This window comes from Natronosalvus rutilus (assembly GCF_024204665.1).
In the GTDB taxonomy this organism is placed as follows: domain Archaea; phylum Halobacteriota; class Halobacteria; order Halobacteriales; family Natrialbaceae; genus Natronosalvus; species Natronosalvus rutilus.
In genome coordinates this window covers 2,274,514-2,293,781 of record NZ_CP100355.1, presented here as the reverse complement: position 1 = coordinate 2,293,781, position 19,268 = coordinate 2,274,514, and the positions used below count along the sequence as shown (strand labels likewise).

Here is a 19,268-nt window from a genome sequence, read left to right as displayed (position 1 = left end):
GCTCGTTCAATACGCAACTGTATGTGCCGGCTGATTTCGTTCTGTGAGTATAGTGTAAACAAATGCATTTGTTGAAATAATACTCTCTATTCAGCCCCGCTAAACTATCACTGATTGAGGGGTTCGACGGCGCCAGGTTTTACTGAATCCGCTGGCAGAGGTGATCCACGAGAGGATACGGTCATCACTGCGATGCAGTTCACGCAAATACTGGATGGGGCAACGATGGTGGTTGTAAGAAATACTGGTGTATGTATCCCCTCGCCGAACGTGTACTTTTGGTGCGTGGTTCCGTATTCCCGCAAATGGAACAGACAATTCGGCTGGCAACGGAGGGAGATGCAGATGCTATTACAGCGATTTATACACCGATCGTCAAGCAGACGCACATTTCATTCGAAACTCATCCCCCGACCGTCGAAGAGATGGCTCAACGCATCCGAACCACTGTGGAACGACTTCCGTGGCTGGTGTGTGAGTACGACGGCCAAATAACGGGCTACGTGTACGCGAGCACGCACAACGAACGCCCAGCGTACCAGTGGGCGGTCGACGTCTCGGTATACGTGAACGAGGCCTGGCAGCGGAAGGGGATTGCGAGCGCGCTCTACGAATCGCTCTTCGCGCTCCTGGACCTGCAGGGATTGCGCAATGCGTACGCTGTAATCGCACTGCCGAACCCTCGGAGCGTCGCGTTTCACGAATCGCTTGGATTCGAAACGGTCGGTGTGTACCGCAACGTCGGATACAAGAACGGAACGTGGCATGATGGGGGTCACTGGGAATTATCACTCCAGTCGCTTGGGACACCTCCATCGCCGCCGACCCCTCTCGAGGAACTCCGGAACACCGACGGATACACCAGTGCACTCCTGACAGGTGAATCGTCGCTTCGGTCGTGATTTCTCCGTTTCAGCACACTTGCGACTCGAGCGAACTGATCCTCGATCACTGTTCGTAGGCAATTCGTTGGACAGCACGCACTAGCCTGTAGAAGAGGTAGACCACGAACACTGAGAGACCGAGGGAGAGCACCGCGACGAACCCCCATATCCAGAGAGGATCTGGGCAGTGATCACCGCGTAGGCGAAGCTAACCAATACAATCGCTCCGAGGACGATGCCGTATCGGGCAGGAATACGTCGCCGATTGTGGATGGAGGACATGAAAATACGTCAACACTAGCTGGTAAATCGGTTTCGGTCAACGAGTCGCGCTCACCACCGTTTCTCCTTCCTGTATCGGTCGCACTGGGCCTTCGAAAGGAGCAGACAGCACCGACGTCGACAGGTCTTGCACCAGTACACCGTGGGACGCGAATACGCGAGTATTCGACAGTCGAACGATGCACAGACCCGGCCATCGGTGTATAACCTCGCCGCATATTTCCGTCCGTCAACGTTTTCGCAAGTTATAGAACCACCCCAGCGCAACCTCGTGTAATGAGCGAACGGAACATCAGGGTCGAACGGATCGACCGTCGAGCGGTCGAGGACCAGGAGGTCGAAATCGTCGAGCGAAAGGGGATCGGTCACCCCGACTCGATCTGCGACGGAATCGCCGAGAGCGTCGGTAGCGCACTCGCCCGCGAATACCTCGACCGGGTCGGGAAGGTGCTTCACTTCAACACGGACGAGACCCAGCTGGTCGCCGGTGAGGCCGCCCCCGCCTTCGGCGGCGGCGAAGTCGTCGACCCCATCTACATTCTGATCGTCGGTCGCGCGACCAAACACTACGAGGGCCAGACCATCCCCACCGAGCGCATCGCGCTGACGGCTGCCCGGGAGTACCTCGAGGCCGAGATACCCAAGCTCACCTTCGGCGAAGATGTCGTGGTCGACGTGAAACTGGGCGAGGGGAGCGGCGACCTGCAGGACGTCTTCGGGGAGGAAGAAGTACAGGTACCGATGGCCAACGACACGAGCTTCGGCGTCGGTCACGCGCCGCTGTCGGAGACCGAAGAGATCGTCTACAACGCCGAACAGCGACTCAACCGCGAGTTCGCCGCCGAGAACCCGTACCTCGGTTCGGACGTGAAGATCATGGGCAAGCGCGAGGGCGACAGCATCGACGTGACCGTCGCCGCAGCGATGATCGACGAGCACGTGCCCGACATGGACGCCTACGTCGACGCCGTCGCGTCGGTACGCGAGTACGTCGCCGACGTCGCGAGCGAGTACACCGACCGCGACGTCTCGGTCTACGTCAACACCGCCGACGCCGTCGAGGCAGGGTCGATCTACCTGACCGTTACCGGTACCTCTGCCGAACAAGGCGACGACGGGTCCGTCGGCCGCGGCAACCGTGCCAACGGCCTCATTACTCCCAATCGGTCGATGTCGATGGAGGCCACGAGCGGGAAGAACCCGGTCAACCACATCGGCAAGATCTACAACCTCCTCTCGACGGACATCGCCGAGAACGTCGTGAGCGAAGTCGACGGCATCCGCGACCTCCGCGTGCGCCTCCTGAGCCAGATCGGGCGACCGATCGACGAACCCCACGTCGCGGACGTCCACGTCGTCACCGAGGACGACGTCGATCTCGAGACCGTCCGCCCCGAAATCGAGGCCATCGTCGACGACGGCCTCGCGAACGTGACGGACATCACCCAGCGCGTCATCGACGGCGAGCTGGATACGTTCTGAACGTGTCCGGTGGCGCCTGAACGCGTCTGGAAACACCACTTCTCATCAGCGTCGTCGAACACTCGCGTTCGTCCCTCGAGTGCCGCCTTCGCAAGAACCAAACGGGCATCCACCGTGTCTCGAAACGAAATACTGAGTGTCTCGCCGTGCCCGACTCGAGCCCTGCCGAACCTGACCCTCGCCGCGTCGTGTTCGCCGTCGTCGCGAGTACCTTCTTCGTCGGCTTCGGCGGCGGGGTCGTCTTCCCAATTTTGCCGAACCTCGGCGAGGTGCTCGGCATCTCGGCGGTCATGGTGGGACTCATCCTCTCGGCGAACCGCTGGACGCGGCTGGTGGCGAACGCGCCTGCAGGCGTGCTCATCGACCGGATCGGTACCCGCACACCGTTCGTCGTCGGACTGGCGATCGAGGGCGTGGCCACCTTCGGCTACGTGCTCGCGATTTACGCCTCGAGGCCCGACACGCCCCTCGGTTCGGCGGTGGGCGTCGTTTCCTCGAGCCCGGAAGCGTGGTTCGTGCTCGCCAGGGTTCTCTGGGGCCTCGGAAGCGCGCTCGTGTTTGCGACGGCCTACACCATCACCGCGGACGTGAGCGAGGCCGACTCTCGCGGGACGAGCATGGGCATCGTCCGGGCGGGAATCACGTTCGGGTTTCCGGCGGGACTGGTACTCGGCGGGATCGCGAGCGAGGTGTACGGCAACTCGACGGCGTTCGTCCTCGCGGCGGCCTTTGCCGGGCTGGCGAGCGTCATCGCCTACGCCGTGGTTCCGGAGACCCACGTCGAGGAGCACGACACGTCGGTGAGCCCGCTCGACCTCGAGGTGACGGTGCCGGCGCTGACGGTCGGCTTCGTAAACTTTGGGCTCTACTTCGCCTACGTCGGCATCCTGTTCTCGACGCTGGTGCTCTACCTCGGGGCCGAGTCGCTCACCATATCGACCGACGTACTCGGGTACGCGATCAACTTCGGGGAGCAGGGTACCTCGGGGATGCTCATGGCGATCACCGTGCTGATGGGCGCCATCTTCACCATCTCGGGCGGCGTCGCGAGCGACACCGTCGGCGCTCGCGTGCCGGTTCTCGTCGGCTTCCTCGCGTTGAACGCGGTCGGCTTCCTGGTGTTGACCCTCGCGGGCTCGTTCGCCGCCGTCGTCGTCGGCTGTGCGCTGATCGGTGCCGGACAGGGTGGCGTGGGCGGCCCGCTGACCGCACTTCTGGCCGACCTCACGCCCGAAGACCGAATGGGGCGAGCGATGGGAACCAACAACGTGCTCGGAGACGTCGGCGGTGGACTCGGCCCCCTGGTGTCCCTCCCGCTGGCGAGGACTATCGGCTTCGAGGTGATGTACGCCGCCAGCGCGGGAATCGCCCTCCTCGCGGGACTCCTCCTGGTCGTCGGCATCTACGTTCACACGGGGAGCGTTAGTCCGTCCGTCGAGGAGTCGATTATCTAAACAACGCCTCGAGCGGTTCGAACCAGACCGCGGCGACCAGGACGGCGAGAAAGACGTACGACCCCCGGATGAGGAGCATCGTCGCCAGTTCCGGTTCCGCCCGCCGGGCGACGACGGCGACCGCGCCAAACGCGAGCACGGCGAGCACGCTCGAGGGAGGGAACACGCGGGTAACGGCCAGGCTCGTGACGACGAGCAGTCCCGTGACCATCAGTCCGTAGGCGACGGTGTAGGCCCGATCCGGACCGACGACGACGGCGACGGTTCGCTTCCGAATTGACCGGTCGTAGTCGTAATCCTGTGTGTCGTCGATCACCTTGATTCCCGACAGCAAGACGAGGAAGACGACTGCGAAGCCGAGCGCGAGGAGGCTGATCCCAGTCGCCTGCACGTAGTACCCGCCGAGAACGCTCAGGGCGATTCCCAGCGGGTAGCCGGTCGTCGCCGTGAGCGGGTTCGTGTCGAGTTGTGGCGCGTGGTGGTAGGCGACGAGCCACGTCGGAACGGTGAGCGCAACGGCGACCCAGTTTACGGCGACGAACAGGAAGAGACAGCACGCGGCGAACAGGAGCGACGACGCAAGGAGACCGACGCGACAGCCGGCGACGGTGAGCGGGTGGTCGTTGTCCTCGCCCCGAACGTGGAAGTCGACGTAGCCGTCCTTGAGGTGGGCAGTGTAGACCGCCGCGAACATCGCGAGGACGTGCACGCCCGCGACGCCGGGGTCGATCCCTCGAGCGAGAACTGCACCGAATAGCGACGCGGCGAGCGGCGGCAACATGAATACCGGATGCACCTGTGACCAGTACGCTCGAGCGCCCGCTCCGAGTCCGGACCCGCGTCTGGCGAGTGCCATAGTTCCCCAGACGTTCGCCCGAAACATAATACCGGAGGGGTGTTTCGAATCGCGAGAACACGACTGTGGGATACCTCAATACGTAGTTGGTGCAATCCAGAGCAGTCGTCGATTCGGCCTTGAAGTATATCGGTTCCTGTCGAAGTTACGAGGTTGACGAACCCGCCGAAGTATAGCTATCGGTCACTTTCATCTCACGTGCAAGCACATAACATATATACTGGTAGTAGCCTGTGTTATACTATCCCTCTCACGGGACATTCACACACAATGACGACACGACGATCACTCTTGCAGGGACTGGGTGCACTGGGTGCTACGATAACGTTTGCTGGACTCGCGAGCGCGAGCGACGGACAGGCGCGCTACCTCGCCAGGACAACGGGTGACGCGGCCGATGCCGTCTCGGCCGCCGGGTTCGACGTTCGCTCTTCACTCGCGAACGGCCGCGTGCTCCTCGCGACCGGGCCGGCAGATGCTACCGACGATCTCGAGTCCGTCAGCGGCGTCTCGCTCGCACTACGCGACCTCGCGTTCGAACTGGAGACGCCCGCCCTCGTCGAAATGGCGGACACGGAAAACAGCACGGCGGTCGATCAGGTCTACGACCAGTACCTCTGGGACAAACAGGTACAGCAGGTCAGGGAGGCCCACGATCACGCCACCGGCGCTGGTCAGACCGTCGCAATCATCGACACCGGCGTCGACGACACGCATCCGGATCTCACCGTCGACACCGAACGGAGCGTATCGATCATCGAGGGACAGGTCGGCGACCACACGGGCGACGTCGGGTATCACGGCACGCACGTGGCCGGGACGACGGCCGCCAACGGCAGCGTCGGCATGCTCGGTACGGCACCCGACGCGACTATCGTCTCGATTCGCGTCTTCGGCGCCGAGGGTGGGGCCACTTTCGGCGACATTCTTACCGGCATGGAGTACGCCGCGGAAATCGGTGCCGACGCCGCGAACATGAGCATCGGTACGGATCCGATCCCGCCGGCGGCGAACGCCGACCAGTATCGTCGGATTATGGAACCCATTGCCCAATCAGTCACGAGCGCCGGAACCTTACTCGTCGGCTCTGCGGGCAACTCCGATGCGAACCTCCAGCAGAGTGGCCTCTTCACGCTCCCCAACAGCCTTTCGGGGGTCCTCTCGGTGAGCGCGACGGCGCCGAACGACGAGCGCGCGTTCTACTCGAACTACGGGTCGAACGAGATCGCCGTCGGCGCGCCAGGCGGCGGGTACGAGACCCTCGAGAAGACCCTCAACGAGGACCCCGACGAGGTTGAGTGGCCGTATCCCACCAACCTCGTGTACTCGACCGTTCCCGGTGGCTACGCCTGGCTTGCCGGTACTTCTATGGCCGCCCCGCAGGTCACCGGCCTCGCCGGACTCGTTCGTGAACTCGCGCCCGGAAGCAACACTCGACGAGTCTGGGACGCAATCGCTCAGGGCGCCGAGGGAACGGACGGTCGAAGCGACCCCGAGTTCGGGGCCGGTCGGACGAACGCGCTGAAGACGGTCGAGCGCCTCTAGGCATCTAAGGCCGATTCGCCTCGATCACTTTTCTTCGCGTTCGATTCAGTAATCAGGGAGTCGACGGTCCAGAACAGCCACGTTGCTGGCGTTCGTACGTGAACCGATGGCTGACCCGGACTCCCTCGAGGCTCGCCTCCATCGGCTCCACGATCACCTCGAGGCCACGGCCGAACTCCCCATCGACCGCCGGACGAACCGCTGGCTCGGCGAAGCCGAGGCCGTGGCCCGCGACGCCGCGGTAAACGACCTGGACGAGGCGACGAGTCGAAAGCGAGTTCGACAGGTCGCACATTTGCTCGCGGAAGCGGACTCGCCCGAGAACGAGAGAGCGAAGGGACATCTCGAATCCGCTCGGGAGCTGTGCACGGCGGTTCTGGCTGACTCGAGCGAGGGGTAAGCGTGAGCAGTACTACTGACTGCATCGTACTAGCTGCATTACTTCAAAAAATGTACTAGTTCGCTACTGATTCTATAGTTACGTATCGACGCTGGTCAGGTAATCTATCATCCGAAGGGATCTGCCCGCCCTCCCGATTTATTTCGCTTATCTCACCCACTCCACCTATTGTGGCTATTCCTCCTATTGTGGTCCGCTAACTACCGGGGTAGTTCCGCTATATGTACCGAGCTTACCGCACAGCTTCGGTCGCTTCCTGGATGACTTCGAGAGCCTCCTCGAGTTTGTCCATGCTGGTCGCGTAGGAGAGTCGGGCGTAGCCCGCACCGTTTTCGCCGAAGGCTTCGCCGGGGACGACGACGACGTCGCGGGAGAGGACCTCGTCGCACCAGCCCTCGGGAACTTTCGGCATCACGTAGAACGCGCCCTTGGGCGTCGGAACCTCGAGTCCGGCCGCCTCGAGACCCTCGACGACGACGTCGCGACGTTCCTCGAAAGCGGCGACCATCTCCTCGACGGGGTCCTGTGGACCCGTGAGGGCGGCCTCGGCGGCGTACTGGGCGGGCGCGGAGGCACAGGCCTGGCAGTACTGGTGAACCCGGAGCATGCGCTCGATGCGGCGGTTCGAGCCGACGACCCAGCCTAGCCGCCAGCCGGTCATCGAGTAGGTCTTCGAGCACGCGCTGACGACGACGACGTTGTCGGTACTCGCGAACTCCATCGGGGAGTGGTGTTCGCCGTCGAAGACGATGTGTTCGTACACCTCGTCGGAGATGCAGAGTACGTCGTGTTCGTCGGCGATTCGGGCGAACTCCCGCATGTCGGCCTCGCTCTGGACGGCCCCCGTCGGATTACCGGGACTGTTGACGACGAAGGCGGCCGTGTCGTCGGTGATCGCGTCCTCGACGTCGGTGGGGTCGAGGGTCAGGTCCTCGCGCAAGTCGACCGGCTTCGGCGTTCCGCTCGCGAGCCGGGTCAGGGCGTCGTAGGCGACGAAGCCCGGGTCCGGGAAGATGACCTCCTGACCGGGGTCGACGTGCGCCTCGAGCGCGAGGTGGAGTGCCTCGCTGCCGCCCGCGGTGACGATGGCGTCGCCCGGGTCGACGTCGAGGCCGTAGTCGCGGTCGTACTTCTCGGAGATGGCCTCGCGCAACTCGAGGGTGCCCTTGTTGGAGGTGTAGGCATCGGCCTTCCCAGCCTCGATAGCGTCGACGGCCGCCTGGCGAGCGTGCTCGGGGGTCGGGAAGTCCGGCTGTCCGATGCCGAGGTTGATCGCGTCCTCGCCCGCTGCTTCGAACACTTCGCGGATTCCGCTGATCGACACCGCCTCCACTCGGCTGGAAAATGCCGTCATACCAGAACGCGCGTGGCCCACCCCGATAACTGTTGATACGTTCCCTCGACACCTCCTCGAGCCGACCCCGGATATCTGTCGTCTGTCCGACTGGTAGCCAGAACGCATATACCTCCGCTGTGACTGTTACCGGTAATGATCAACCGGAGATCGGTCCTGGCTGGCGCCGGTACCGGGGTGCTCGCGGCGACGGCCGGCTGTCTCGACTTTCTGCTGGGAAACGAACCACTCGAGTACACCGCCGAACCGGTGCTCCCCGCCGAAGCGACCCTCGAATCGACGGGCTACGCCGAGTACCAGTCGGGCTGGCAACGCGTGACCGAGGAGGCTGCCGGCCGAGAAATCGCCGCCTCGGCCTGGTCGGTCGCGTACACGAACGAGGTGACGATACAGGGACAGAGCCGTGACGCCGCCGTCTTCGCCGCCATCTCCATGCCGGAGATGTCGGTCGGAGGAAAGGCAATGAACCCGCTCGCCGACATGGATACCGACGAACTGCTCGAGGAACTCGGCGGCGAACTCGAGGGTGAGTTCGACGGACTCGCCGAACCGCAACCGACGGGCGAGTCGTTCGCCCTCGGCATTCTGGGCGCGAACCGGACCGTCGACGAGTTCGCCTCCGAGGCCCAGTTCGAAGACGAACGCCTCGAGATCACCCTCTGGGTCACGAAATTCACTCACGACGACGACCTGATCGTGCTGGTCGGTGGCTTCCCGACGCAGCTTCCAGATGAGGGAGTCTACATCGAGGATCTAATGCGGTCGGTCGAACATCCGGCGTCTCGAGACGTGCCTGCACCGGAGACGGACGAGGGGGCCTGAGGTTTCGTCGCCGGCAAGCGATCTGAGGGGTCGTCGCCGACGAGGGACGTAGACCGTAGGCCGTACCCTCGCGCGCGACGTGAGAGCGCACTCACCGAGTGCAACCGCAAAAATTCTCGACCGACGACACGCGTCCTCAGTCCTGTCGGGCGATTTTCGTGTGTCCTGTCCGCGGATCGATGTGGACGTGTCGACGACCCTGGTCGGTCGCCGCCGGCACGATCCAGGTCGCGCGGCTCTGATACGGAACCTTCGTATCGATACTGGTACAGCCCGCGGCCTCGAGTGCGTCGTAGGCCGTGACGGCCGCCTGTTCGATCGTTCCAATGCGGCTCGACGTCGGACGGGGCGTGAGTGCGTCGGTCATAGTGGATCCCTCACTCGTGTGTATGTTCCACACACCCATGAAGAAAGGCGGCGGTTCCCAGTCGTCGGGAACGATTCATGCAAGAGGCATGAGGCATCGGGGTACTCGAGCGGGTCGACCCTGCTGTCCGCGCTGTCCCGCTATCCGCGTTTGTACGTCACGCCGGCTCCCGTCTTCGGGTACTCCCAGCTGACGTTGTCGTAGGGACAGGCGAAGCGACAACTCGAGCACTCGAGGCAGTTCTCGTAGGCGATCGTCGGCACGCCCTCGCCGTCTTCGCGCCGCCAGACGTCCGCGGGACAGATGGAGACGCAGTCGGCGGTCTCACACGAATCCGCGCAGATGCTCGCCACCTTCACGTCCAGGTGTGAGTCGCCGGGGTCCTCGTACTTCACCGTGTAGAGGCGGTCTTCCATCGAATCGTTCTCGATCTCGGGTGCCTGTGGGCTGACGCTCATCTTATTTCACCAGTTTTCGGTATCGTAGGGCCAGTTTCGTCGCCCCTTTCCACCCGCCGAGGGTGTCGAAGACGCGCTGCTTCGCGGCTTTCGCGTGCATCTCCTTCGGTCGTCGATCCATCGTGAAGTACTCGCTACTCGCGTCGGCGATCGCTCGCGGCAACTGTTCGAACAGGAGTTCGCGATCCTCTTCGACCCGGTCCTGGAGCCACGCGTACCGCTCGAGATTCTGGACCACGAATGAGTCCTCGAGTCGTTCGGAATAGGACTCGAGCGCCGAGGCCTCGGTGCGACCCCGCTCGGCCGCTTCCACGATGGCCGTGCCGGCGTAGTAACCGCTCTCGACGGCCATGTTCGTCCCCTCGAGGTGAACGCCGTTGTTGAGCACGAGGCCGGCGGCGTCGCCGACGATGACGGCCCCGTTGTGGACGAGGCTGGGCATCGACTCCGCCCCACCCTCGGGGATCGTCTTCGCGCCGTACTCGACGGTGCGGGCGCCTCTGAGCAACGGTGCGACCGCCGGGTGGCTCTTGAACAGGTTCAGCGTCTCCTCGGGGGACTGGCGCTTCGTCGCCGCGTCCTCGAGGCTGTAGGCCACGCCGACGCTCACCGTGTCGCCGTTCGTGTAGATGAACCCGCCGCCGTAGGCCTCGCCGACGGCTCCTTCGCCGAAGTACTGGTAGGAGACGCCGGCGTCGCCGACGAGCCGGAACCGGTCCTCGATCACGCCCGATCGCTCGGGGAACTCGAGGACTTCTTTGGCGGCGACAGCGATATTCTCGCGCGATTCAGGCGATTTGAGGGAAGCACCTTCGCTCACGAGCGAGTTGCCGCCCTCGGCGAGCACGACGTACGGCGCCCGAATCGCACCGTCGGGGCGGTCGGTCTCGACGCCGACGATGTCGCCTCCCTCACGGATCACACCGGTGACGGTGGTCTCCGTCACGAGGGTGGCCCCGGCCTCGACGGCCTGGTCGGCGAACCACTCGTCGAACTCGCCGCGGTAGACCGTGTAGGAGTCGTTGTGCGGCTCGCGGTGCCACTCGCCGGGCTTGAGCGAGATTGCCGTCTCGTCGTCGTGGCTCAGCATGCTGAAGCGCTTCTCGGCGACGTAGCGCTCAAGGGGCGCCGCGTCCAGGTCGACCAGCTCGCGGATCGTCGGCGTGTAGAGGACGCCACCGAAGACGTTCTTCGCCCCCGGGTACGATCCGCGTTCGACGAGCAGTGGCTCGAGTCCGCGGTTGGCCATCGTCAGGGCGGCGGCGCTCCCGGCGAGGCCGGCCCCGACGACGATGGCATCGAATTCGTTGTCGTAGTTCGGCGCTTCGAGCGCGGCGTCGCCCGCGCGCTCGTCGAGCAGTTGGGGGCCGTCGATCGATTGGTGGTCAGTCACGGCATCACCTCCGCTAGGTCGCGCTCGCGAAGCGACTTCGCGAGCCTCGGGCACACGTCGGCGAAGTCGCCGACGATGCCGTAGTCCGCGTGTTCGAAGATCGGGGCGTTCGGGTCGGTGTTGATCGCGATCACCGTTCCCGACTTGTTCATCCCCTCGACGTGCTGAATGGCGCCGCTGATTCCGAGGGCGACGTACAACTCGGGTCGGACGGTCTTGCCCGTCTGACCGACCTGCCTCGATCCGTCGACCCAGCCTTCGTCCACGGCGGCACGGCTCGCCACCAGTTCGGCGCCGAGGGCCTCCGCGAGGTCGATTGCGGGCTCGAGGTCGCCCTCGATCCCGGCACCGACGGCGACGATACGGTCGGCCTCGGTGATGTCGGTGGTGTCGCCGACATTGCGCTCGAGAACCTCGCTGATCGTCTCGGACTCGTCGACGACGACGTCGACTGCAGTGATCGCCTCGTCGACAGTCGCGAAGTCGCCGTCCAGGTCCGGCTCGCCGGGCTCGAAGACGCCCGGCCTAACGGTCGCCATCTGGGGACGGTGTTCCTCACAGAGGATGGTCGCGAGGATGTCGCCACCGAACGCGGGCCGTCGCGCCTGCAACAGGCCGTCGTCGTCGACGTCGATTTCGGTCACGTCGGCCGTCAACCCGGCGTGGGTCGGCACGGCGACTCGTCCGGCGAAGTCACGGCCCGTGTGCGTCCCCCCGATGAGGACGATCGACGGTTTTCGCTCCTCGACCATCGCCCGGAACTGCGCGCCGTAGGGATCGGCCCGATAGGGCTCGAAGACCGGGTCGTCGGCGACGAGCACGCGGTCGGCCCCTCGCTCGAGCGCCTCGCGAACGACGGCGTCGAGGTCCTCCCCGATGACGAGCGCGACGAGGTCCTCGCCCGTCTTTGCCGTGAGTTTCTTGCCCTCCTCGAGGAGCTCCCAGGAGACGGCCATCACGTCGCCGTCGTGGACTTCGACGAATACCCAGACGTCCGCGTAGGCCTCGAGGTCGATGCCGCCGGCATCGTCGGCGCCGTTGGTGTCGTTGGTGTCGTTGGTGTCGTTGGCATCGTCGCTAGCGCTCATGCGATCACCTCCGCGAGGCGGCTGGCCAACTCGTCGACGTCGTCGACGACCTCGCCGCGTCGGTCGACGGGGTCGACAGTCTCCATCCCGCCGACGGAGGTCGGCGAAACGTCGAGGCCGACCTCGTCTTCGATGCCCAGATCCGCGGCCGTCCACTCGATTGGCTCGAAGTCGTTCTCGGCGTAGAGTTTCCGGTGAAGGCCGGCGGGACGGGGGTCGAACTCGCCGTAGGCGACGGCGACGACCACCGGTAGCTCCGCAGCCACCCGCTCGTAGCCGCCTTCGACGTCGCGGACCGCGACCAGCCGGTCCTCGTCGGGGCGGGGCTCGAGGTCCTCGACGTAAGTCAACTGCGCCCACCCGTTGTGCGCCGCGATTCCCGGCGGGACCTGTCCCGTCGAGGAATCGGTGGTCTCCTCACCGCAGACGACGACGTCCGCCCCGAGTGTGTCGGCCGCGCTCGCGAGGGTCAGGCTCGTCGGCCAGGTGTCGCTACCCGCGAACGCGCGGTCCGTGATGAGGACTGCGTCGTCACAGCCCATCGCGACCGCCTCCTCGAGCACCGGCGTGGCCATCGGCGGCCCCATCGTAATCGCCACGACGCGAGCGTCGACGACGTCTTTGATCGAGAGCGCGGCCTCGAGAGCATGCCGATCCGGCGGGTTCATCACGGCGGGGGCGTTCGCCCGGTCCAGCCGGCCGGTGTCGGGATCGATTCCCACCTCCTTGGCGTCGGGTACTTGCTTGACGCCGACGACGATTGTCCAGGTCATTTACTCACCTACCTCGAGGTAGCCGTCCCGTATCGATCATAACGGGCGTTGATTCCCAACCCGTGGGAAGGAATCACAAAATCAGATATCGAACACGTTCGGCCGATTTCCAGCAGACGGCGGCCCCAGGGGAACTCCCCGATGACGGGTCGTCGACGGGTAGCCGACGTCTGTTCGGGCTACAACCGAACTCGAGTCGTCGATGGCATTGCACTCGAGCAGTGCTCTCGCTCGAGGGCTGTTCTCGCTCAGGTCGGTGCCGCAAGTAGTCTCAGCCCAGAAGTGAGTCCACGGCTATGTTGCCAATCAAAAACGGGTCGATAGACGGTCGCGTCGGCGAGTCAGCGAGTCAGTAGAACTCGCGAACGAGATCCATGGCGTTCTCGGGCGCGCCATCCGGAATCTCCGCCATGTTCTCGGTAACCCCGTGTCGCTCGTGGTAGGGAATCGAGTTCTCGTTCTGGTACATCACACCTTGGTACTCCTTATCGGCGTCGAGGATGACCCCCTTGGCCGCCTCGTAATCGTGGCGGTCGTGGTCCTCCTCCTTCAGGTCGACGAGCGAGTCACGGAAGTAGTCGTAGGTGTCGACGTCGTTGAACGTCACGCAGGGGCTGAACACGTTGACGAAGCCGAAACCGTCGTGCTCGATGGCCTCTTCGATGATCTCGGCGTGGCGGATCGCGTCCGAGGCGAACGACTGGGCGATGAACGTCGCCCCCGAGGCGAGCGCGAGCGCGAGAGGGTTGACCGGCGGCTGCTGGGACCCTTCGGGCGTCGTCGACGTCTCGAAGTCGGATCGCGAGGTCGGCGAGGCCTGTCCCTTCGTCAGCCCGTAGATGCGGTTGTCCATGACGACGTAGGTCATGTCGACGTTTCGCCGGGTAGCGTGGACGAAGTGGCCGGCCCCGATCGAGTAGCCGTCGCCGTCGCCGCCGGCGGCCATGACCTCGATGTCGGGTCGGGCCATCTTCACGCCCGTCGCGACGGGCAGGGCCCGGCCGTGGACGCCGTGGATGGCGTAGCTGTGCATGTAGGTCCCGATTTTCCCCGAGCAGCCGATGCCGGCCACCAGGAAGGTGTTGTCGGGATCGTTGCCCGTGTTCGCGAGGGCCTTCATCATGCCGTTCATCGTCCCGAAGTCGCCACAGCCGGGACACCAGGTCGGTTGCTTGTCGGATTTGAAGTCGGTGAATCGTACCTCTGATTGGGAACTCATTGTGCTGGCACCTCCTCGTTCAGTTTCGCAGTAATTTCCTCGGCGAGTTCATCTGCCTTGAACCGCACGCCGGTGTACTTGTTGATGCGCTTGACCCGCTGGAGCGTGTCGTGCTCGAGCACGTCGGCGAACTGGCCGGTCGCGTTACACTCGACGACGATGACGTCGTCGGCGGCCTCGAACTCCTCGTTCAGGTCGGGTCGCGGGAAGAGGTAGGGCACCGAGATGACCCGGACTGGGACGTCCTCGTCCTCGAGCAAGGCGACGGCTTCCCGGAGCGCGCCTTCGTTGGAGCCCCAGGAGACGACGAGGTTGTCGGCGTCTTCGTCGCCGAACTCGCGGTAGTCCCACTCTTCTTCGGCCTTCGCGGTCTCGACCTTGCGGTTGCGCTTGTCGACCTGTTCGACGCGGACTTCGGTATCCTCTGTTCGGCGCCCGAGTTCGTCGTGCTCGAGACCCGTGCTCATGTGCGCGCCGTCGGTCATGCCGGGAATCGCGCGCGGACTGATGCCGTCCTCGGTGGCGGCGTGGGCGCGGAAGTGGCCCTGGTCGTCGAGCCACTCGGAGACCTGGTCGTCCTCGAGCAAGTTTCCGCGGTCGATTTCGACGGCGTCCATGTCGAACGTCTCGGGGGAGAACGTCTGTTCGGTGACCGCCAGCGCGAGGTCGGCGACGACGTAGACGGGCGTCTGGTACTTCTCGGCGTAGTTGAACGCCTCGACGGTCTTCCAGAAGCACTCGTCGATGGTCGTCGGGGCGACGACGAAGCGCGGAATCTCGCCGTGGCCACCGTAGAGGGTCATGTTCAGGTCGCCCTGTTCCTGCTTGGTCGGCATCCCCGTCGACGGGCCCGAGCGCATCACGTCGACGATGACCAGCGGCGTCTCGCTGGTCGCCACGAGGCCGAACGTCTCGGCCATCAGGTCGATGCCGGGGCCGGAAGTCGCGGTCATCGACCGGGCGCCGCCGCGGGCCGCGCCGAGGGCCATGTTGATCGCCGAGAGTTCGTCCTCGGCCTGGACGACGTGGCCGCCGTACTGTTCGATTCGCCCGATCAGGTACTCCATCACGTTCGTCGCGGGCGTGATCGGGTAACCGGCGTAGAAGCGACAGCCGGCGGCGAGCGCACCCATCCCGATGGCCTCGTCGCCATTGAGCAGGACGTAATCCTCGTCGGTCGTCTCGAGGGCGTAACCCAGATCCAGGTCGTAGTTCTCCCGGACGTAGTCCCGTCCCTTGCGGGCGGCGTCTTTGTTGTTGTCGACGATCTTCGAGCCCTTCCCGCCGAAGCGCTTCTCGAGCGCCTCGTCGAGGTAGGCGACGTCGAAGCCAGTGATTTCGCAGGCGGCTCCGAGGGCGACGACGTTGAGCATGATCGCGCCGCCGGCCTCCTCGGCCAGTGATTTGAGCGGTACGTCGACGGCAGTGATCTCGTCTGGAATCTCGGCGTCCCAGGAGCGCTCGCCGTCGTAGATGACGGCGCTGCCCTCGTGGAGTTCGTCGAGGTTCTCGTCGATGGTTCGCTGGGTGAGCGCGACGAGAATGTCGAGCCGATCGACGACACTCTGGACGCGGTCCGTGGAGGTGCGTATCTTGTAGGCGGTGTAGCCGCCCCGGATTCGCGACGCGAAATCCTTTGACGTAAAGACGTGTCGTCCGGCCCTGGAGAGTGCCTGGGCGAAGATCTTCCCGGTGGAGTCGATGCCGTCCCCGGCCTCGCCTCCGATAGCCCAGTTCAAGTCCTCGGTCATGTCGTAGCGAACGTTGCCTCTAGCCCGTCAAAAGACTTCTGAAACCCCACCCGAAACCGCGCTCAAGAGGAGTCCTTACACCGATCGTAGTGAATGTTTTGTCGGCCGTCTGTTTTCTCGAGTCGGCGTGGTCGAGCCACAAGGACGGGCTACTGCTCGGCGTCGTCGAGGTCGTCCTCGGAGGCGACTTCGCCCCCGAGTTCGATCGCGTCATCGGTTTCGTCGGGCGTCTCGTCCGCAGAATCGCCCGTATCGCCATCGTCGTCCTCGTTGCCTGCATCGTCGTCGTTGCCCGCATCGTCTACGTCGCTCCTATCGTTCTCGAGGTCGCCGTCCTCGTCCAACGATGCGTCAGTTTCGCCCGATTCGTCGTCGATTGCTGGCTCTCCCTCCTCACTGACTTCGTCGGCGTCGTTGCCGTCACTGCCGCCAGTGTCATCACTGCCATCACTGTCGCCCCCGGGGGATTCGTCATCAGGACTGCCGTCGTCGGCGTCCACATCTGCGTCGTCCGCATCTGCACTCGCGTCGTCGCCCTCGCCCTCGAGTTCGCCGTTGCTCACCGTCACCTGGGCATTCTGGATCACTTTCTCGCTCATCTCGTAGCCGGGCGTGAACACCTCGGCGATCGTCCCCTCTGGCTGGTCACTGTCGATTTGCACCATGACTTCGTGACGCTGGGGATCGACCTCGGTTCCCGGTTCGGGATCGATCTCCTCGACGTTTTCCTCGGCCAGGACGCGGTCGAACTCGCGAAGCGTCATCTCGACGCCCTCTCGCAGCGTCTCGACGTCCCCGCTCTCCTCCGAAAGCGCTCGCTTGAGGTTGTCGCGAACACCGACGAGTCGCCCGACGAGGTCCTCGGTCGCGCGCTCTTTGAGCTGTTCCTGGCGCTTCTTCGCCCGCTTCTTGTAGTTCTGGAAGTCCGCCTGGGTCCGCTTGACGTGGCCCTTGAGGTCCTCGATCTGTTCTTCGTGCTCTTCGATCGTCGCCTCGCGGTCGGCGAGTTCCTCCTCACGCTCCTCGAGTTGGTCCTGGAGGTCGCCGATGGTTTCGGCCTGGGCCTCGACGCGCTCGCTCAGGTCCTCGAGTTCCTCGCGCTGGTCGATGACGGTCCCGTTCAGCTCGCGGGCCATCTCGACGATGGAGGTGACGTCGCGGGCGATTTCGTCGTCGTAGCCCCGCAGGGTCTCGAGCAGGTCGCGGATCTCGTCGCTGGTCTGGGGTACTTCGTCGGCGTCGCCCTCGAGGGGTGCTGCCGTGGGTTCTGTGGACTCTGCGGACCCCTGACCGTCCGACGCCGAATTCGACGTCCCCTCGTTCGCGTCCTTCTCGACGTTTTCGTCCTCCCCGTCAGGCGAGTCCTCGACGTTCTCGTCACGGTCCTCCGGACGCTCGTCGTCGACGTCGGCGTCCGAACCATCGCCATCGGTCTCGGTCCCCGGTTCGGCATCGCCTTCCGCAGGCACGCCCTGGGCTGTGGGGGTTGCGCCCTCGTCTTCGCTCATGTCCCAGACAAGGCACAGCGGTAATAAAAGGGTTGAGGTATGCGTTCTCGTTTCCATTCTCTGGACCACAAGTCGATCACTCGAGTCAGCAGAGCCGTCGTGAACGAACACGGGAATTATGTACTCGTCGTCCCGACTGTCGGTAGTCGATGTCACCCGTTGGCTCCCCGTCGTCGATCCGTCTCCGGTACGAGGACGGGACGATCCGGATCGAGGCGCCCGAGACAGGAGCCGAGGCGCTCCTCAAGGACGCCACACTGGCCACCGTCGAACTCGAGTTCGACCCGCGCTCGGACACCCTGCGAACCGAGGCCGTCCACTACACTCCACTTCGAGCGGCGCTCGCCCGACGCTACGAATCGGTCCAGGACGGCGTTCTCGCAACGGCTAACGGCTTGCCCGAGGGGCTTGCCTCCGAGTACGAACTTCGATCCTACCAGCGGACGGCCCTCGAGCGCTGGTTCGAGACGGACCGCTGGGAGGGTCTGTCGTTCGCCGACGGCGGCCCGTCCCACCCGGCGCCCGCGGGCGTCCTCGAACTCCCGACCGGCAGCGGGAAGACCGTCATCGCCATCGAGGCCATCGAGCGCCTCGCAGTCCCGACGCTGGTCGTCGTCCCGACGATCGACCTGCTCGAGCAGTGGGCGACAGAACTCGAGGCGGAGTTCGACGTGCCTGTCGGCCGATTCGGTGGCGGCGAGCAGCGACTCGAGGCGCTGACCGTCTCGACGTACGACTCGGCGTACCTGAAAGCCGACGCGGTCGGCGACCGGTTCGGGTTCGTCGTCTTCGACGAGGTCCACCACCTCGGCGGCGAGGGCTACCGCCAGATCGCCCGGCTACTGGCCGCACCGGCTAGGCTAGGACTGACCGCGACGTTCGAGCGGCCCGACGATGCCCACGAGGTGATCGAAGAACTCGTCGGTCCCGTCGTTCACCGACTCTCGCCCGACGACCTCGCGGGCGAACACCTGGCCCCCTACGACGTGAAACGGCGGAAGATCGAACTCACGGAGCGCGAGCGCGAGAACTACGAGCGCCACCAGGGAACCTTCACCGACTACCTCGCGCGCTCGAACATCCGGATGCAGTCAGGGTCGGACTACCAGGAACTCGTCAAGCGCTCGGGGAGCGACCCGGCTGCGCGGGAGGCGCTCTTGGCCCGCCAGCGCGCTCGCGAGATCATGCTCGGCGCCGAGGGAAAGATCGAGGCCCTCGCGGAGGTGCTCGAGACGCACCGTGGCGAGCGGACGATCGTCTTCACGGCCTACAACGACCTCGCCTACGAGGTCGGCGAGCGATTTCTGATCCCGGTGATCACCCACCAGACCGGTACCGCCGAGCGCCGCGAGATCCTCGAGCGCTTTCGCGACGGGACCTACTCCCGCGTCGTGACCTCGAACGTCCTAGACGAGGGCGTCGACGTGCCTGACGCGTCGGTCGCGGTGGTCCTCTCGGGCAGCGGGAGCGAGCGGGAGTTCACTCAGCGACTCGGTCGAATCCTGCGCCCGAAGGACGACGGCGGGCGGGCGATCCTCTACGAACTCGTGGCTGCCGAAACGAGCGAGGAGTCGATCGCCGACCGCCGTCGGTGAATTCGGGTCGCCGCTCTCCCGAAGCGTCGTCTACGAC

The 19,268-nt window shown here is 64.5% G+C and carries 18 protein-coding genes; 7 read left to right on the top strand and 11 right to left on the bottom strand.

Features of this window, described 5'->3' with window-relative positions; all coding sequences use genetic code 11:
* Positions 1-305: 305 nt before the first annotated feature.
* Positions 306-902: an arsinothricin resistance N-acetyltransferase ArsN1 family B gene (locus NGM29_RS11015; protein ID WP_254156195.1), complete on the top strand. Its 597-nt coding sequence runs from the start codon at positions 306-308 to the stop codon at positions 900-902.
* Positions 903-948: 46 nt separating this feature from the next.
* Here NGM29_RS11015 and NGM29_RS21600 read toward each other — a convergent pair whose 3' ends face one another.
* Positions 949-1,008: a hypothetical protein gene (locus NGM29_RS21600; protein WP_484549580.1), complete on the bottom strand. Its 60-nt coding sequence runs from the start codon at positions 1,006-1,008 to the stop codon at positions 949-951.
* Positions 1,009-1,442: 434 nt separating this feature from the next.
* On the opposite strand from NGM29_RS21600, the gene NGM29_RS11010 reads away from it, so the two are divergent.
* Both NGM29_RS11010 and NGM29_RS11005 read left to right on the top strand, forming a co-directional pair.
* Entirely contained in the window at positions 1,443-2,648 is a 1,206-nt protein-coding gene (locus NGM29_RS11010) for a methionine adenosyltransferase (protein ID WP_254156194.1), read from the top strand.
* A gap of 146 nt (positions 2,649-2,794) precedes the next feature.
* The gene (locus NGM29_RS11005) at positions 2,795-4,102 is read left to right on the top strand and encodes an MFS transporter (protein WP_254156192.1); all 1,308 of its coding nucleotides are present in this window, start codon (positions 2,795-2,797) and stop codon (positions 4,100-4,102) included.
* Here NGM29_RS11005 and NGM29_RS11000 read toward each other — a convergent pair.
* Entirely contained in the window at positions 4,095-4,958 is an 864-nt protein-coding gene (locus NGM29_RS11000; protein WP_254156190.1) for a UbiA family prenyltransferase, read from the bottom strand. The two genes, NGM29_RS11005 and NGM29_RS11000, sit on opposite strands and share 8 nt — an antisense overlap.
* A 270-nt stretch (positions 4,959-5,228) precedes the next feature.
* Between NGM29_RS11000 and NGM29_RS10995 the strand changes: the two genes are divergently transcribed.
* Both NGM29_RS10995 and NGM29_RS10990 read left to right on the top strand, forming a co-directional pair.
* The gene (locus NGM29_RS10995) at positions 5,229-6,503 is read left to right on the top strand and encodes a S8 family peptidase (protein ID WP_254156188.1); all 1,275 of its coding nucleotides are present in this window, start codon (positions 5,229-5,231) and stop codon (positions 6,501-6,503) included.
* Between the two features lie 106 nt (positions 6,504-6,609).
* On the top strand, positions 6,610-6,903 hold the full coding sequence (locus NGM29_RS10990) for a DUF8152 family protein (protein ID WP_254156187.1): 294 nt from the start codon (positions 6,610-6,612) through the stop codon (positions 6,901-6,903).
* Positions 6,904-7,135: 232 nt separating this feature from the next.
* Here NGM29_RS10990 and NGM29_RS10985 read toward each other — a convergent pair whose 3' ends face one another.
* Positions 7,136-8,257 (bottom strand): pyridoxal phosphate-dependent aminotransferase, encoded by a 1,122-nt coding sequence (locus NGM29_RS10985; RefSeq protein ID WP_254156186.1) that lies wholly within the window; start codon positions 8,255-8,257, stop codon positions 7,136-7,138.
* Positions 8,258-8,392: 135 nt separating this feature from the next.
* Here NGM29_RS10985 and NGM29_RS10980 point away from each other — a divergent pair, with 135 nt between their 5' ends.
* The gene (locus NGM29_RS10980; RefSeq protein ID WP_254156185.1) at positions 8,393-9,079 is read left to right on the top strand and encodes a DUF6517 family protein; all 687 of its coding nucleotides are present in this window, start codon (positions 8,393-8,395) and stop codon (positions 9,077-9,079) included.
* Between the two features lie 136 nt (positions 9,080-9,215).
* On the opposite strand, the gene NGM29_RS10975 is transcribed toward NGM29_RS10980, so the two are convergent.
* The 8 genes from NGM29_RS10975 to NGM29_RS10940 form a co-directional block, all read right to left on the bottom strand.
* The gene (locus NGM29_RS10975; protein WP_254156184.1) at positions 9,216-9,446 is read right to left on the bottom strand and encodes a hypothetical protein; all 231 of its coding nucleotides are present in this window, start codon (positions 9,444-9,446) and stop codon (positions 9,216-9,218) included.
* Positions 9,447-9,586: 140 nt separating this feature from the next.
* Positions 9,587-9,904, bottom strand: coding sequence for a ferredoxin family protein (locus NGM29_RS10970; protein ID WP_254156183.1), 318 nt, complete (start codon positions 9,902-9,904; stop codon positions 9,587-9,589).
* 1 nt (position 9,905) lies between these two features.
* Complete coding sequence (locus NGM29_RS10965) at positions 9,906-11,264, bottom strand: FAD-dependent oxidoreductase (RefSeq protein ID WP_425499261.1); 1,359 nt, start codon at positions 11,262-11,264, stop codon at positions 9,906-9,908.
* A 29-nt stretch (positions 11,265-11,293) separates the two neighbouring features.
* Complete coding sequence (locus NGM29_RS10960) at positions 11,294-12,385, bottom strand: electron transfer flavoprotein subunit alpha/FixB family protein (protein WP_254156181.1); 1,092 nt, start codon at positions 12,383-12,385, stop codon at positions 11,294-11,296.
* Positions 12,382-13,158, bottom strand: a complete 777-nt coding sequence (locus NGM29_RS10955; RefSeq protein WP_254156179.1) for an electron transfer flavoprotein subunit beta/FixA family protein — start codon at positions 13,156-13,158, stop codon at positions 12,382-12,384. The genes NGM29_RS10960 and NGM29_RS10955 overlap by 4 nt, the downstream gene beginning before the upstream one ends.
* Before the next feature lie 349 nt (positions 13,159-13,507).
* Positions 13,508-14,377 (bottom strand): 2-oxoacid:ferredoxin oxidoreductase subunit beta, encoded by an 870-nt coding sequence (locus NGM29_RS10950; protein ID WP_254156177.1) that lies wholly within the window; start codon positions 14,375-14,377, stop codon positions 13,508-13,510.
* Positions 14,374-16,128 (bottom strand): 2-oxoacid:acceptor oxidoreductase subunit alpha, encoded by a 1,755-nt coding sequence (locus tag NGM29_RS10945; RefSeq protein ID WP_254156175.1) that lies wholly within the window; start codon positions 16,126-16,128, stop codon positions 14,374-14,376. The genes NGM29_RS10950 and NGM29_RS10945 overlap by 4 nt, the downstream gene beginning before the upstream one ends.
* 149 nt (positions 16,129-16,277) lie before the next feature.
* Positions 16,278-17,636: a nucleotide exchange factor GrpE gene (locus NGM29_RS10940; protein WP_254156174.1), complete on the bottom strand. Its 1,359-nt coding sequence runs from the start codon at positions 17,634-17,636 to the stop codon at positions 16,278-16,280.
* A gap of 149 nt (positions 17,637-17,785) precedes the next feature.
* Here NGM29_RS10940 and NGM29_RS10935 point away from each other — a divergent pair, with 149 nt between their 5' ends.
* Positions 17,786-19,231, top strand: coding sequence for a DEAD/DEAH box helicase family protein (locus NGM29_RS10935; protein ID WP_254156173.1), 1,446 nt, complete (start codon positions 17,786-17,788; stop codon positions 19,229-19,231).
* Positions 19,232-19,268 lie beyond the last annotated feature (37 nt).

Excerpts from the sequence above, each read along its gene's own strand:
- NGM29_RS11000 (WP_254156190.1), bottom strand. The coding sequence starts at position 4,958 with ATGGCACTCGCCAGACGCGGGTCCGGACTCGGAGCGGGCGCTCGAGCG.
- NGM29_RS10955 (WP_254156179.1), bottom strand. The coding sequence starts at position 13,158 with ATGACCTGGACAATCGTCGTCGGCGTCAAGCAAGTACCCGACGCCAAG.
- NGM29_RS10935 (WP_254156173.1), top strand. The coding sequence starts at position 17,786 with ATGTCACCCGTTGGCTCCCCGTCGTCGATCCGTCTCCGGTACGAGGAC.
- NGM29_RS11015 (WP_254156195.1), top strand. The coding sequence starts at position 306 with ATGGAACAGACAATTCGGCTGGCAACGGAGGGAGATGCAGATGCTATT.
- NGM29_RS10975 (WP_254156184.1), bottom strand. The coding sequence starts at position 9,446 with ATGACCGACGCACTCACGCCCCGTCCGACGTCGAGCCGCATTGGAACG.
- NGM29_RS10990 (WP_254156187.1), top strand. The coding sequence starts at position 6,610 with ATGGCTGACCCGGACTCCCTCGAGGCTCGCCTCCATCGGCTCCACGAT.
- NGM29_RS11010 (WP_254156194.1), top strand. The coding sequence starts at position 1,443 with ATGAGCGAACGGAACATCAGGGTCGAACGGATCGACCGTCGAGCGGTC.
- NGM29_RS10995 (WP_254156188.1), top strand. The coding sequence starts at position 5,229 with ATGACGACACGACGATCACTCTTGCAGGGACTGGGTGCACTGGGTGCT.
- NGM29_RS10980 (WP_254156185.1), top strand. The coding sequence starts at position 8,393 with ATGATCAACCGGAGATCGGTCCTGGCTGGCGCCGGTACCGGGGTGCTC.
- NGM29_RS10950 (WP_254156177.1), bottom strand. The coding sequence starts at position 14,377 with ATGAGTTCCCAATCAGAGGTACGATTCACCGACTTCAAATCCGACAAG.
- NGM29_RS10960 (WP_254156181.1), bottom strand. The coding sequence starts at position 12,385 with ATGAGCGCTAGCGACGATGCCAACGACACCAACGACACCAACGACACC.
- NGM29_RS10945 (WP_254156175.1), bottom strand. The coding sequence starts at position 16,128 with ATGACCGAGGACTTGAACTGGGCTATCGGAGGCGAGGCCGGGGACGGC.
- NGM29_RS10970 (WP_254156183.1), bottom strand. The coding sequence starts at position 9,904 with ATGAGCGTCAGCCCACAGGCACCCGAGATCGAGAACGATTCGATGGAA.
- NGM29_RS10940 (WP_254156174.1), bottom strand. The coding sequence starts at position 17,636 with ATGAGCGAAGACGAGGGCGCAACCCCCACAGCCCAGGGCGTGCCTGCG.
- NGM29_RS10985 (WP_254156186.1), bottom strand. The coding sequence starts at position 8,257 with ATGACGGCATTTTCCAGCCGAGTGGAGGCGGTGTCGATCAGCGGAATC.